This is a genomic window from Blastococcus sp. SYSU DS0616, from assembly GCF_054051015.1.
Genome location: NZ_JBJHAJ010000001.1, coordinates 191,870 through 205,589, shown reverse-complemented (window position 1 = coordinate 205,589; position 13,720 = coordinate 191,870). Strand labels below are relative to the sequence as shown.

Sequence of the window (13,720 nt, the reverse complement as noted above, 5' to 3'; positions counted from 1 at the left end):
GGGGGCGGTGCGCGGCGGATCAGCGGCGCAGCGTCACCCGCCGCTCCCGTCGTGGCCGGGCTGGATCGCATCCCGGCACAGGTGGGTGTGGAGGAAGCGGGTCATCGCGCCGGCCAGCGCCTTGCGGGACTTCGCCTGGCGGAAGACGTGCCCCTCGCCGGCGAGCTCGAGGTACTCGACCGCGCGGCCCAGCTCGTGCAGGACCCGGACGATCTGGTGCGCCTCGCCGATCGGCACGTTGGTGTCGTGCTCGCCGTGCACGACGAGCAGAGGGGCCTGGATGTTGCCGGCCGAGGACAGGGGGGAGATGTCCTCCAGCAGCGCCCGGTCGCGCTCGGGATGCCCGTACTTGGTCACGGCGGCCGCGGCGATCCACGGCTCGCTGTCGCGGTAGAAGGTGACCAGGTCGGACATGCCGCAGACGTCCACCCCGGCGGAGAACACCCCGGGCGAGAAGGCCAGCGTCGCGAGGGTCAGGTAGCCGCCGTAGGAGCGGCCGGTGACCGCGAGCCGGCCGGGTTCGGCGATGCCGGCCTCCACGAGGTGCTCGGCGGCAGCCAGGACGTCGGCGAACGCGTCGTACCGGCCGTGCAGGTCGTCGGCGTGCACGAACTCGCGGCCGAAGCCTGCCGAGCCGCGGATGTTGAGCGCGAACACGCTCACGCCGGCGGCCGCCAGCGACTGGTGCTGCGGTGCGAAGGCGGGCCGCTCCTGGTCCTCGGGGCCGCCGTGCAGGTAGATCGCGACCGGGCCGGGGCCGTTGAGCCGGCCCGGGGCGCGGTAGAGCCAGCCGCTCAACGGCAGGCCGTCACGGCCGGTGAACCTCTCCAGGCTCGGGACGACGAGCCGGCGCCTGGGTAGTGGCGGCGCGGAGGTCACCCGTGTCCAGGCGTGGGTGGTGGTGTCCAGGTGCCACAGCTCCCGCGGGCGCGTGGGCCCCTGCACGCCGAGCACGACGCTGGAGCCGTCGCGGCTGAGCACCGGGTCGGCGGCCACCAGCCCGGGCAACCCGGAGATCGGTGTGCGCCCGCCCGTGGCGGTGTCCATCAGCTCCAGCTCGCTGCGCCCTGCCACGTTCCACACCAGGAGCAGCAGCCCGCCGGCGTCGTCGGCGTCGATGTCCTCCAGCTCGGCGTCCTCCCGGGCCGCGAGGGTCCGCGGCTCACCACGCCAGCCGTTCGGCCCGAACGGCAGCCCGATGAGCTGCCGGCGGGGCAGGCCCACGTCCGAGGCGAGGTACACGTAGACCGGCCCGCTGTGGTCCTCCGGCGCCGGCCGGATCAGCGCCACGTCCGTGGATCCGGTGGCCCCGTGGGGGAGTGCGCTGAAGTCCTCGTCGCTGAGCCGGTCGACGACGACGACGTACTGCTGCCCCCGCTCGCCGTCGCGGATGACGATGAATCGCTCCTCGAGGGAGACGTCGAGCACGTGGATCAGGTCGCCCTCGGCCAGCGGGTCGAGCCGGCCGGTGGCGGGGTCGGCGAGGTAGGCGCGGGTGGGGACGCCGGCCGCCATCCCGGGAAGGGTCACCACGACGCGGTGACCGCTACGGGTCCACGGGCCGAGCTCGGCGTGCTCGTCGGAGTTGCCGGCGATCCGGAGGGCGTCCGAGCCGTCGGGCCGGACCACCCACACCGCCGTCCGGACGCCGCCGTCGGTGGCCACCTCGCACGCCAGCCAGCGGCTGTCGGCCGCCCACCGCACCGAGATGACCGGGTCGTCGGACAGCGGGATGTGCCGGGCCGGCGGCTGCTCGCCGTCGAGGACGACGTCCTGGAGCCAGAGCTGCGGAGTGCCCGAGCGGTCGCTGATGAACGCGACCTGCCGGGCGTCCGGGGTCATGTTGGGGCCCCAGCTGCCCCAGGCGTCGACGAGGTCCTCGGCGAGCGCCACGGCTTCCTCGACGTGGGGGGACACGCTCGCGCCGATCGTCACCGTGCGACGTCCTCCACCTTCTGCAGCCGATCTCCGGGGGACCAAGCTGCCACACGCGCCGCACCCCGTGGTGGTGCAGGTCCCGTCGGGCTCCCCGCAGCATGGCCTCCGCAGCGCCGGGAGGGAACGGCCCACGCCGCCCGCCGGCGGAATCGGCCAGGCTCCGCGTGCTCGGGACGCGGCACCGCCCCGGAGCCCGTGCGGACCCCGGGGCGGTGCGCGGCGGGTCAGCGGCGCAGCGTCGCAGTCGCTGCGACCAGCAGCTGGCCGGAGACGAGCGCCGGCTCGGGCGACATCAGCGCGCCCGCGGGAGACGCGACCGCGCGGGCCACGGCGGCGGTCACGAGCAGTGCCCGCTCGGGGCCTCGTCCGCCCCCGACGCGCAGTGGGACGACGCCGACCTCGGCACGCCCAGGCCGGGGTTGCGGTCGAAGAACCCGACCGGCTTGAGCGTGAAGCCGGCGTAGTCGACCGGCATCACCGGCCAGTCCTCCGGCCGCGGGAAGTGCGTCAGCCCGAAGGTGTGCCACAGGACGACGTCGGTGTCGGTCAGCGGCGCGTCGTCGGCGACGAACGCCGGGAGGCCGGCCGAGCCGGGGTGCTGGTTGACGAAGTCGCCGGCCGCGTACTTCTCCGCCGGGTCGTACTGCGTGACCCACAGGTGCTTGGTGGAGAAGCTGGCCCGGGCGTGCACCGACGAGGACTCGTCGGCCAGCAGCACCGGACCGCCCTCGGGGTGCAGCGCGTAGCCGACCGGCTGGCCCAGCCGGTTCCTCCTCGACTCGTTGACCACGTGCCACACCCGGCCGACGGTGCCGTCGGCCAGCCGCGCGGCCTCCGCCTCGGAGGTCAGCGGGGTCATCCGGCGGGTGAACGCGTTGCCGTACGGGTTGACCTCGCTGACCGGCTGCCGGACGGCGTCGACCTCGTAGACGGTGTTGTCGACGCCGTCGACGGCCATGTCCAGCCGCGCGGAGAACAGGTGCTGGTGGTACGGCGCGCCCAGGCCGGGGGCGATCTCGGTGGCGTACGGGTGCTCCTCACCGCGGTAGGCGGAGGTGAACACGATGCCGGTGGCCTTGCTCTCCAGCTGGATCGTGCCGTCGAGGTAGAGGTACCAGTAGAAGCCGTAGTCGTAGTTGCCGATGGTGGTGAAGAAGCTGATCACCAGCCGGCGCTGGCGCCGCGTCTCGGCCATCCCGTTGAACATGTCGGTGTGCTTCCAGAGGACGCCGTAGTCCTCCTCGTGCATGCAGACGGCGTTGCGGATCGTGCGCGGGGCGCCGTCCTCGTCGGCGATCGTGGCGTCGAAGTAGCGGATCTCGCCGAGGCAGTCGCAGCCGAGCTCCAGGGAGTTGGTGTAGCGGGCGAAGAGGTACTCGCCGGTATCGAAGTAGTTCTGCCAGAACCGCACCGGCGAGGGGTCGGCGTAGGGCACGACCATCTCCGAGATCGAGGCGCGGTGGATGACCGAGCGGCCGTCGATGGAGAGCTGGTTGAGGATCAGCCCCTCGCGCATGTCGAAGCCGATGCGGAAGCGCCAGCCGGCCCAGGTGACCTCGTCGTCCTCGACGGTGAAGCTCGGCCCCTCCGGCTGGACGATCTCGATCGGCTTGAGGTCGCGGACCGGCGCGGGGTGCACGTCGGGGGTCAGGTCGGCGCGCTCGGCCGGGACGGCGAGGTCGAAGTGGTCCTGCACCGCCGTCGCCACGCCGCGGGTGATGTCGACGAACGCGACCACGCCGTCGACCGGGTGGGCCCAGGGCAGGTCTGCCTCGTCGGCCTGGTGGAAGCCGAGCACGCGGACGATCCGGTGGCCTCGCTCGTCGGCGAAGTAGGAGCCGGCCGACAGGGGCACGGCGCGGACGTCGGCCACGTCGAACCCTCGCTTGGCCATCGCGGCGACCCAGCGCTCGTCGGCGGCGAGGATCGGCTCGATCGACTCGAACTCGGCGTCGAGGATCGGCACCTGCCCGTCGGCGACGGCGTCGAGCTCGACGTCCCGGACGACGGTGCCGGCGGTCAGCGAGACGGTGACGTCGCGGCCGGCGCCGGTGGCGCGGTCGAGCAGCAGCGCCCGGACGAGGCGCTCGACGGCGTCGCCCGGCCGCCAGGCCAGCACCTGCGCCTTGTGCGGCTCCTCGAGCCCGACGTAGACGAACTTGCTGGACTCGGCGCAGAGGCCGGCGGCGCGGACGATCGCCGTCGCGGCGGTGATCTCCTCGCCCGTCAGCCGGGCGAGCGGGTGGGTGGTCGTACCGGTTGTGACGGCGGTCATGGTCACGTGCCTACTCCTGGGGGTGCGGAAGGGGAAGGGCTCCGGTCGGGGCTCGGATCGGCGCCGCCACGTGACGGGGAGCACGTCCGCCGTCCAGCCGCGCGGGTGTCGGCCTGCTGGGGGCATCGGCTAGACAGTTCCCATGACCGAGCTGACGACGGCGACAGGCGGGGGCTGGCTGGCCCGCGAGGAGATGGACGCGGCGCGCGAGCGGCTGCCGATCCTGTACGTCGACGTGGTGCCCGTGCGGGTGGACGAGCAGGGCACCGTGACGTCGATCGGGCTGCTGCTGCGCGCCGGTGAGGACGGGCAGATCAAGCGGGCGCTGGTGTCGGGGCGGGTGCTGTACCACGAGCGGGTGCGGGCGGCGCTGCTGCGGCACCTGGAGAAGGACCTCGGCCCGCTCGCGCTGCCGCGGGTCCCGCCCGCGCCGCAGCCGTTCACCGTCGCCGAGTACTTCCCGACGCCGGGGGTGACGCCGTTCCACGACCCGCGCCAGCACGCGGTGTCGCTGGCCTACGTGGTGCCGGTCGAGGGGGACTGCTCGCCGCAGCAGGACGCGCTGGAGCTGACCTGGTTCTCGCCGCTGGAGGCGCGCGATCCTGCGGTGCTGGCCGAGCTGACCAACGGGCAGAGCACCCTGCTGCTGCAGGCGCTGGCGCACCTCGGGGTCTGACCGGCCACCGGCCCGGGGCCGTGGCGGCGCCCCGGCTCGGCGCGGGAGGTGACCCGCACCACGGGAAAATCCGCAGGTCAGCCACCCGCCCGGGTGAGATTTGCGGCCCGCCCTCCGGTTCCGCACCTCCGCGCGTCGATGTGATCTTGTGATCACTCACCTGACGACGGTCGAGGACGGTCTCGGTGCCCTGCACCCGGAGGGCGAGGCCGGCGAGACCTTCACCCTCGGCGTCCTGGCCCGTGCGGTGCCCGTGCTGCCCGGCGCCGGCAGCTGCGAGGAGCTCGACCGGGTCTTCGGGCGGGCGCGCGACGCCGGGTGCGCGGTCATCGCCCACCCCGACGTCGACGGCGTGGTCGGGCTGGTCGAGCGCAGCCGCTTCGAGGCGCTGATGAGCGGGGCCTACGGCTACGGCCGCTCGCTGTACGGGCGCCGGCGGCTGTCCGACGTCGCCCAGTGGGACGCGCTCACCCTGCCGGCGACGACGACGGTCATCGAGGCGTCCAGCCGGGCGATCACCCGGGACCCGGAGCACGTGCAGGACCACGTCCTCGTGCTGGGCGCCGACGGCGTGCGGGCCGTCCCGATGCCCGTGCTGCTCTCCGCGCTGGCCCGCGCGCTCGCCGGCCAGGCGCTGCGCGACCCGCTCACCGGCCTGGCCAACCGGCACGCGTTCTTCGGCCGGGTCGAGGAGTCCTGCCGGCGCAGCGCCACCCAGCCCGGGCACCAGACCGCCGTCGTCTACTTCGACCTCGACGGGTTCAAGCTGGTCAACGACGACCTCGGGCACGACCGCGGGGACGCGCTCCTGCGCGACGTGGCGGCCGCGCTGACCGAGGCCGCCCGGCCGGTGGACCTGGTGGCGCGCCTCGGCGGCGACGAGTTCGCCGCGTGCCTCGACATCGACACCTCCCTGGCCCGCCGCGACGGCGCACCCGACACCGACATCGCCCGCTCGATCGCCGTCCGCATGCACCGGGCCGTGGCCGCGATCAGCCGGGACGACGGCGTCGCGCAGCGGGTGCGGGTCAGCGCCGGGCTCGCGGTGAGCGCCGGCGGCTCCGTGGACCCGGGTGAGCTCGTCCGGGCGGCGGACCTGGCCATGTACACGGGCAAGCGCAACGGCGGGGACCACGTCAGCGGCCCCGTCCTGGTGACGACGGCGGTGGACGCCGATCCGCTCGCGGGTACCAGCGTGGCCCAGGCCGTGGCCCGCGGGGAGTTCCTGCTGCTCTACCAGCCGATCGTGCGGCTGGCCGACGGCCGGCTCGGCAGCGTGGAGGCGCTGGTCCGCTGGCAGCACCCGCGCCTGGGCCTGCTGGCGCCCGACGCCTTCCTCGCCTCGGCCGCCCGGTCGGGTCAGCTCACCGCCCTCGACGACTGGGTGCTGCGCACCGCGACGCGGGAGTTCGCCGCCTGGCAGCGGGAAAGTGGCCCGGAGGCGGGCTGCGTCGCGCTGAACGTCAACGTGAGCACCGACCGGCTGCTCACCCCGGGCCTGGGCACGGTGCTCTCCGACGCCACAGGTGCCGCCGGCCTCGACCCGGCGCTGGTGCGGGTGGAGGTGCCGGAGTCGCTGCTGGTCGACCAGCTGCACGCCGCGGTCGAGCCGCTCGAGCAGCTGCGCGCCGCCGGCTACAAGGTCACGTTCGACGACGTCGGCGCCGGCGGGACGTCGCTGCGCCACCTGCGCGAGGTGCGCGCCGACGGCCTGAAGATCGACCGCTCGTACGTGCAGGGCATCCTCACCGACGACCGCGACCGGGCCCTGGTGCAGCTGCTCGTCGACTTCGCCGACGGCGCCGGCCTGGTGGTCACCGCCGAGGGGGTCGAGACCGAGGGGCACCGCGCGGCGCTGCAGGCCATGGGCTGCGACTACGCGCAGGGCTGGCTGTTCTCCCGGCCGGCCCCGCTGAACGAGCTGGGGACGCACTTCCCGTCGTGACCGGGCTCGGCGCCGCACCCCGCCCGCCTGCGGAACCTGCCCGGACGGGGGAGGGACCCTCCAGCTCCGGTGGCGCACAACCGATTAGACGGTCATGCGCATGAGTCGGATGGCCCCGGAGGTGGCCACCCCGCGAGTGGTCGCCCGGACCGCCGGGCTGCTGACCGCTCTGGGCGGGGTAGCGGCCGTCGGGTTGGTCCTCGGCACGCCCGGCGGCCTCGACCACGTGCACCCGGCCGTGACGGCGCTCGGGCCCGTCACGACCCTGGTGGGCCTGGCGGTCGTGCGCTGGGGCCACCTGGTGCCGCGGGGCTTCTTCCAGGCGCTGCTCGTGCTGGGCGTCGTGGGCATCGGGATCTTCGGGCTCTCCGCGCCGACGGTGAGCGGCGCAGTCGCGGTGCTGGCGCTGTCGGCGTTCGCGGCGATGGTCGCCTTCCTCTTCTTCCCGCGGCCGTGGGCGCTGGGCTTCCTGACCGAGATGCTCGCCATCGGCACGGTGGTCGTCGCCGTGCGCGGTGACGTCCCCGTCGGGACCGCCGTCGTCCTGGCGGTGCTGGTGCTGGGCTCGGCCGGCGCCGTCGGGGTGCTGGCGCGGCGGGCGGCCAGCGCCGAGGAGGACGCGCTCACCGGGCTGGTCAACCGGCGCGGCTTCGACGAGACGCTGGACGCGGCGGTGCGGACGGCGGTGCGCTCGGGCGAGCCGCTGTCGGCGGCGCTGTTCGACCTCGACCACTTCAAGACCGTCAACGACACGCAGGGACACGCGGCCGGCGACGAGCTGCTGCGCGCGGTCGCGGCCACCTGGCGGCCGCTGCTGCCCCGGGGTGCGGTGCTGGCGCGGCACGGGGGCGACGAGTTCTCCCTGTTGCTGCCCGGCTCCGACGGCGAGCGGGCGCTGGCCGTCGCGGAGTCGCTGCGGGCGGCGCTGCCGCAGGTGGGGACGTCGGTGGGCGTGGCGCAGCTGGCGCTCGGCGACTCGCCGTCGGACCTCATGCGCCGGGCCGACGCCGCGCTGTACCGGGTGAAGACGCTCGGCCGCGGGCGCAGCGAGCTGGACGCCGACGGGCAGAGCCCGCTGGCGCGCGACCTCGCCGCCGCGCTCGCGGCCGGCCGCTCCGGTGGGCTGTCGGTCCATCTGCAGCCGATCGTCACCCCGGCGGACGGCGACGTCGTCGGCGTGGAGGCGCTGGTGCGCTGGGCGCACCCGTCGCGCGGGCCCGTCCCGCCGGCGGAGTTCGTGCCGGTGGCCGAGCAGGAAGGCCTCGTCGGCGCGCTGGGCGCGTTCGTGTGGACGGCGGCGTGCGAGGACGCGCGGACGCTGTCGGAGGCGACCGGGCGCACGCTGTTCCTGACGGTCAACGTGTCGGGTCTGGAGCTGGACGACCCCGGGTTCCCCGACCGGGTGCTGGCGACGCTGGCCGCGACCGGCTGGCCGGCGGAGCGGACCGTCGTCGAGGTGACCGAGAGCCTGGTCGAGGCGGAGACGACCCGGTCGGTGGCGGCGCTGCACGCGCTGCGCGAGCACGGGCTGCAGGTGGCGATCGACGACTTCGGCACCGGCTACTCGGCGCTGGCGCGGCTGGACACGCTGCCCACCGACTTCCTGAAGCTGGACAACTCCTTCGTCTCGGCGATCACCACCTCCAGCCGGCGGGCGCGGCTGCTGCGCAGCGTCATGGCGCTGGCCGACGCGCTGGAGCTGGTCCTCGTCGCCGAGGGCGTGGAGACACCGGAGCAGGCGCGGGCGCTGGTCGACCTCGGCTGCCCGCTGGCGCAGGGCTACCTGTACGGGCGGCCGAGGCCGGTCGGAGAGCTCGTCGCCGAGCTCGCACCCGGCGTCCGGGTGTAGCCGGCCGCCGTCGCCCGCGATACCGCCACGGCGCACGTACGGCCCCGGCCTGCGTGGCCGGGGCCGTCCGTGGAGAGGTGGTGGGCTCAGAAGCTGGACCGGGGCACCCCCATGCCGGGGTCGATGCGGGTCGGGCCCGACGCCGAGGGCTCCACGTCGAAGTCGAAGATCCCGGTGGGCAGGTAGACCGTCGAGCACGAGTTCGGGATGTCGACGACGCCGGAGAGCCGGCCCTCGATCGGTGCGGCCCCGAGGATCATGTAGCCCTGCTCCGGCGTGTAGCCGAACTTGGTCAGGTAGTCGATCGCGTGCAGGCAGGCGCGCTGGTAGGACAGGTGCGAGTCCAGGTAGCGCTGCTCGTCGTCCAGGGTCACCGACGTGCCGGAGAACGCCAGCCAGCGCTCGTACCGCGGGTCGACGTTGCCGGGCAGGAAGATGGCGTTCTCGCTGACGCCGTAGGTCTCCATGCCGCCCTTGATGACGTCGACGTGCAGGTCGATGAAGCCGCCCATCTCGATCGCGCCGCAGAAGGTGATCTCGCCGTCGCCCTGCGAGAAGTGCAGGTCACCGAGCGACAGCTTCGCGCCGTCGACGAACACCGGGTAGAAGATCCGGCTGCCCTTGGTGAGGTTCTTGATGTCCTGGTTGCCGCCGTTCTCCCGCGGCGGCGCGGTGCGCGCGGCCTCGCCGGCCACCCGGTCGTAGTCGGCGCCCTGGAGCGTGCCCAGGATGGCGTCCTGGGGGAGCGGGGGCAGCGCCAGCGGCGGCACCCGGTCGGGATCGGTGTCGATCAGCGCCTGCTCGCGGCGGTTCCAGCGGGCGAGCAGCTCGGCCGACGGCGCGGTGCCCATGAGCCCCGGGTGGACGATGCCGGTGAAGGAGACGCCCGGGATGTGCCGGGAGGTGGCGGTCTGCCCGGAGAAGTCCCAGATCGTCTTGTAGGCGTCGGGGAACTGGTCGGTGAGGAAGCCGCCGCCGTTCTGCCTGGCGAAGATCCCGGTGTAGCCCCAGCCCTGGCCGGCGAGCGGCCCGGAGTCCTCCTGGGGGATCGGGCCGACGTCGAGGATGTCGACGATCAGCAGGTCACCCGGCTGCGCGCCCTCCACGTGGAAGGGTCCGCTCAGGCAGTGCACCGTCGACAGGGGCGCGTCGCGGATGTCGTCGGCGGAGTCGTCGTTGTGGATGGCGCCGTCGAACCACTCCCGGCAGTCGACGCGGAAGGTGTCACCCGGGCGCACGGTGACGTTGGCCGGGATGTCGGGGTGCCAGCGGTTGTGCCCGACGTACTGCTGCTCGGTGAACTTCTTCGACGAGTCGAGGGGGTACACGACTTTCGGCACGGGGGACCTCCAGGTCACAGGTGGTGCGCGTCCGGGTGCGAGCGGGTGCGGTGTGCGGGATCGGCGTCACCGCCTCTCGTGGGCGGTGGGGGTCCCGGAGCGGGGGGACGGCGGCACGTCGCCCTCCCGCAGCTCCGGCGCGGGCGCCGTCGCCTCGGTGGCCGCCGGTTCGCGCAGTCGAGGGGCGAGCGCCAGCGACGCCAGGCAGATGACGGCGAGGGCGACCGCCGACTCGGTGAGGTAGTCGCCCCAGACGCCGGTGAGCAGCAGGAACGCGGGGACGGCGGCGGTGAACACACCGGCGACGACGGCCACGAGGCCGGTGAACCGGGTCCACTCCTCGCGCTTGAGCCCGAGGACGACCCAGAACAGCGCCCACAGGACCGCCCAGTAGAGCCAGATCACGCCGAACGCAGGGTCGTCCAGGCGCCCGAAGTTGAGCCCGGCGTAGACCAGGGCGCAGCAGGCGACGAACGCGGAGAACCAGCCGAGCCCGGTGCCGTCCAGGTCGCCCAGCAGGTTGAACCCGACGTAGAGGTAGGTGAAGCCGAACAGGTACAGGCCCGAGGCGGCGAGGATCGTGTCGGGGTCACCGCCGGAGGTGACGATCAGGAAGGTCGGCGTGAGCACCTGCAGCCCGCCGACGAAGAAGTTCAGCGGCGCGGCCGCGCGGGCGTCCACCCACCCGAGCAGCATCAGCCCGTTCAGGATCAGCACGGCCCCGACGTAGAGCAGTCCGACGCTGGCCATGGGGACGTCCCTTCATCGCTGGAGGCGGAGCGGGCTGCTCGTTCCGGTGGGCGACGCCCGGCTCAGGGCCGGGGCAGGTGGCGGAGCGCGGGGTTGGCGGCGACCGGGGAGCGGCGGGCCGGGCGCGGGCCGGGGGAGGACACCACCTCGGGTTCGTCGCGGGTCCGCTCGGTCCGGTCGATCAGGGCGCGCCGCGTGGGGTCGCCGAAGGAGAGGCGCGGCGGGGTGAAGACCCGCACCGCGGCGGACCCGCAGGTGGGGCAGCAGGTGGTCGGCTCGGCGGTGCCGATCGGGAGCGAGCGCTCCGTCAGCCCGTGGTCGTCGCATCGGTACACGTAGGAAGCCATCGCCGTCCTCGTCACTCGCGGTGTTCGAGCAGGCGACCCACGCTCTCGGGGGCCGGAGGACCGGTCAAGGCCTCCGGCGATCCAGCGGCAAGCGAGCTCGTTCCGGTACGCGAGAGCTCGCGCGCGCCCTCACGCAATGTGCGGTCCCGCGCGGGCTCTGCCTCTGAGTGCCGTGGCACTCAGAGGCAGAGCGGCCGCGGACCTGCTGTCGTCCCCGGTCGCTATACCTGCACGGGGACCGGCTCGGGCTCCGGTCGCACGGCGCTCCGCTGCACCGATGCCGCGTGCGCCGCGCCGGCGGCGACCACGAGGGCGGCTGCCACGGCGGGGGCGGCGAGCGCGGTGCCCGCGCTCAGCGCATCGGCGAGCACGCCGGTGAGCGCGGAGGCGACCGCCTGGCCGACGACGACCGCGGAGCCGAGCATCGTCATGGTGGTAGCCGAGCGGCCGGCCGGGCTCAGCGCCGCGGCAAGGCTGTACAGGGTGACCAGCGTCGGCCCGACGCCGCAGCCGAGCACCGCGAGGGCGGCCACGAGCGCCGGCACCGACCCGGCGCACGCGTAGGCGATCGCGCCGGCGAGCAGCAGCGACCCGAAGGCGAGCCACCGCGCCCGCAGCGAGAAGCGCACCGGCAGGGCCGCGGTGCCGAGCGCGAGCACCGCGGACCCGATGCCCATGACGCCGTAGAGCAGGCCGGCGCTGTCACCGTCGCCGTCGACGGCCAGGAAGCCGGTGAGCGAGGTCAGGGTGGCGCCGAAGAACAGGCCGACGCCGAGGGTGCCGACGACGACGGTGAGCAGCGGGAAGCGGGTCAGCTCGCGGACGGGCGCCCGCGCGGCCACCGTCGGGTCCGTGCCGGGGTGCAGCCGGCCGGTGGGGTGCAGGGCGAACGCGGTGACGAACACGAACGTCAGCGCCGAGGCGCCGGCGATGGCGACCCACGGGGCGATCGCGGTGGCGAGCAGCCCGACGAGGAACGGGCCGATGATGAAGACCATCTCGTCGGCGGCGGACTCGTAGGCCATCGTGCCGTTGACCACCCGCTCGCGGCGGTCGTGGTGCACCGACCGGCGGATGATCGCCATGAGCCGGGTGCGTGACATGGGGGCGATCTGCGGTGCGGAGGCCCCGATGAGGACCGACAGCGCCAGCAGCGCGGCGTCGGCCGCGGTGCTCGCGACGACCAGCGGGAAGACGCCCAGCAGGCTCGCGTTCACCAGGCCCACCGGGACGAGCACCCGGCGCTGCCCGAAGCGGTCGACCGCGGCACCGAGCAGGGGGCCGGCGAGTGCGGTGCCCAGGCCGGCGCAGGCGGAGTTGAGGCCGCCGAGGGTCACCGAGCCGCGCTCGGCGACGACGAGGGTGAGGACGCCGACGACCATCATCGCGAACGGCAGCCGCGCGATGAACGCGAGCGGGAAGTAGGAGAGACCGGCGGAGCGGAGCACCGCGGAGTCGGTGGGGCGCGTGTGGAACATGACCTCTGCTGGGCAGATCGGGCGTGCCGCCTTGATCCGCCGGCGTGGCCGGCAGCAGGTAGTTACACACGGGGCGTTCTGGAACCCGTCAACCCTAGCGCGCCGGCGGGACGGTCGACTTGCGACGCGTCGCCCGATCAGGTTGCCGCCGGGCGCTACTTCCAGCGGTCGATGAACTCGACCGTCGCGGCGTTCACGACCTCGGGGTGGGTCGCGCTGAGGAAGTGCTGGCCGCCCTCGACGACGCGGAGTTCGGCGCCGGCGCTGTTGACGAAGAGTTCGATCTCGGCCTGGGCGTTCGCGACCGAGTAGACCCGGTCCGCGGTGCCGTGCATCCACAGGACGGGGCACCGGACGCCGTCCAGCCGGCCGTGCAGGCCGTCCCGGTCACGCAGGTTGATGCTGCTGATCCGGAGCCGCTGCCGTCCGGCGTCGCCGGCGTAGTTCTCCTGGTGCTCCCGGTGCCAGAACGCGCGTTCGTCGGCCGGGACGTCGTCGCCCATGCCCTCCGCGAGGGTGGCGTCGACGAGCTCGACCGGGACGGTCCAGTCGTTCCCGACGGGCTCGGCGAGTGCGTCGATGGCGGGGGTGCAGAACGCGACCCCGTCCCAGCACCCCAGTTCGCGGCTGCGCTGGCTCTCGAAGTCCATCGAGGTGCCGAGCGGGACGATGCCCCTGATGGTGTCGGGAGCGAGCATGGCCATGCGTGCCGCGATCCAGCCGCCCTGGGAGGTGCCCAGCACGAACGCCTGCGGGATGCCGAGCGCCTCGAGCACCTGCAGCCCGGCGACGGCCGTGTCCCAGTAGGTGAACTGCCGGTACGAGGCGCGGGTGGCACCGTGCCCGTAGGGCTCGATGGCGAGCAGGTTGGCGGTGGCGGAGAGCTGCTCGTCCGCGAACTGGGGCCGGTACAGCTCGACGGAGGTGGTGAAGGAGTTGACCATCACCAGCGTCGGGAGCGACGCGTCGTACGCACTGCCGAGCCGGTAGCCGATGGTCGAGCCACCGAGGTGGGGGATCTGGATCGTCTCCGTGCCGCTCATGGTCTCCCTCACGGTCATCGCAGGCCGCCCGGCGGGGACGGCGGTCCGGCCATCGTGGCGTCCGGCTCCCGGGGGGTCA

General features: G+C 74.0%; 10 protein-coding genes. 3 read left to right on the top strand and 7 right to left on the bottom strand.

The window, feature by feature from the left end:
• Positions 1-33 precede the first annotated feature (33 nt).
• Positions 34-1,935: a S9 family peptidase gene (locus ACI79K_RS01000; RefSeq protein WP_456588470.1), complete on the bottom strand. Its 1,902-nt coding sequence runs from the start codon at positions 1,933-1,935 to the stop codon at positions 34-36.
• Between the two features lie 340 nt (positions 1,936-2,275).
• A complete protein-coding gene (locus ACI79K_RS00995) occupies positions 2,276-4,213 on the bottom strand; it encodes a primary-amine oxidase (RefSeq protein WP_456598687.1) in 1,938 nt (645 codons plus the stop codon).
• Between the two features lie 142 nt (positions 4,214-4,355).
• Between ACI79K_RS00995 and ACI79K_RS00990 the strand changes: the two genes are divergently transcribed.
• The 3 genes from ACI79K_RS00990 to ACI79K_RS00980 all read left to right on the top strand — a co-directional run bounded on the left by ACI79K_RS00990 (position 4,356) and on the right by ACI79K_RS00980 (position 8,683).
• Entirely contained in the window at positions 4,356-4,889 is a 534-nt protein-coding gene (locus ACI79K_RS00990; RefSeq protein ID WP_456588472.1) for an NUDIX hydrolase family protein, read from the top strand.
• A 148-nt stretch (positions 4,890-5,037) separates the two neighbouring features.
• A complete protein-coding gene (locus ACI79K_RS00985) occupies positions 5,038-6,834 on the top strand; it encodes a putative bifunctional diguanylate cyclase/phosphodiesterase (protein ID WP_456588473.1) in 1,797 nt (598 codons plus the stop codon).
• A 100-nt stretch (positions 6,835-6,934) separates the two neighbouring features.
• Positions 6,935-8,683 carry a putative bifunctional diguanylate cyclase/phosphodiesterase gene (locus ACI79K_RS00980; protein ID WP_456598686.1) on the top strand — a complete coding sequence of 583 codons (1,749 nt, stop codon included), beginning with the start codon at positions 6,935-6,937 and terminating at the stop codon, positions 8,681-8,683.
• 86 nt (positions 8,684-8,769) lie between these two features.
• On the opposite strand, the gene fmdA is transcribed toward ACI79K_RS00980, so the two are convergent.
• From fmdA to ACI79K_RS00955, 5 genes are all read right to left on the bottom strand, one after another.
• Complete coding sequence (fmdA, locus tag ACI79K_RS00975) at positions 8,770-10,023, bottom strand: formamidase (protein ID WP_456598685.1); 1,254 nt, start codon at positions 10,021-10,023, stop codon at positions 8,770-8,772.
• 66 nt (positions 10,024-10,089) lie between these two features.
• On the bottom strand, positions 10,090-10,773 hold the full coding sequence (locus ACI79K_RS00970; protein WP_456596643.1) for an AmiS/UreI family transporter: 684 nt from the start codon (positions 10,771-10,773) through the stop codon (positions 10,090-10,092).
• Positions 10,774-10,835: 62 nt separating this feature from the next.
• On the bottom strand, positions 10,836-11,120 hold the full coding sequence (locus ACI79K_RS00965) for an FmdB family zinc ribbon protein (RefSeq protein ID WP_456598684.1): 285 nt from the start codon (positions 11,118-11,120) through the stop codon (positions 10,836-10,838).
• A gap of 221 nt (positions 11,121-11,341) precedes the next feature.
• The gene (locus ACI79K_RS00960) at positions 11,342-12,598 is read right to left on the bottom strand and encodes an MFS transporter (RefSeq protein ID WP_456598683.1); all 1,257 of its coding nucleotides are present in this window, start codon (positions 12,596-12,598) and stop codon (positions 11,342-11,344) included.
• A gap of 155 nt (positions 12,599-12,753) precedes the next feature.
• Complete coding sequence (locus tag ACI79K_RS00955; protein WP_456598682.1) at positions 12,754-13,641, bottom strand: alpha/beta fold hydrolase; 888 nt, start codon at positions 13,639-13,641, stop codon at positions 12,754-12,756.
• Positions 13,642-13,720 lie beyond the last annotated feature (79 nt).

What these genes read in the sequence shown, in the direction of transcription:
- ACI79K_RS00995 (WP_456598687.1), bottom strand. Translation starts at nt 4,213, where the DNA reads ATGACCGCCGTCACAACCGGTACGACCACCCACCCGCTCGCCCGGCTG.
- ACI79K_RS00990 (WP_456588472.1), top strand. Translation starts at nt 4,356, where the DNA reads ATGACCGAGCTGACGACGGCGACAGGCGGGGGCTGGCTGGCCCGCGAG.
- ACI79K_RS00980 (WP_456598686.1), top strand. Translation starts at nt 6,935, where the DNA reads ATGAGTCGGATGGCCCCGGAGGTGGCCACCCCGCGAGTGGTCGCCCGG.
- ACI79K_RS00970 (WP_456596643.1), bottom strand. Translation starts at nt 10,773, where the DNA reads ATGGCCAGCGTCGGACTGCTCTACGTCGGGGCCGTGCTGATCCTGAAC.
- ACI79K_RS00965 (WP_456598684.1), bottom strand. Translation starts at nt 11,120, where the DNA reads ATGGCTTCCTACGTGTACCGATGCGACGACCACGGGCTGACGGAGCGC.
- ACI79K_RS00960 (WP_456598683.1), bottom strand. Translation starts at nt 12,598, where the DNA reads ATGTTCCACACGCGCCCCACCGACTCCGCGGTGCTCCGCTCCGCCGGT.
- ACI79K_RS00955 (WP_456598682.1), bottom strand. Translation starts at nt 13,641, where the DNA reads ATGAGCGGCACGGAGACGATCCAGATCCCCCACCTCGGTGGCTCGACC.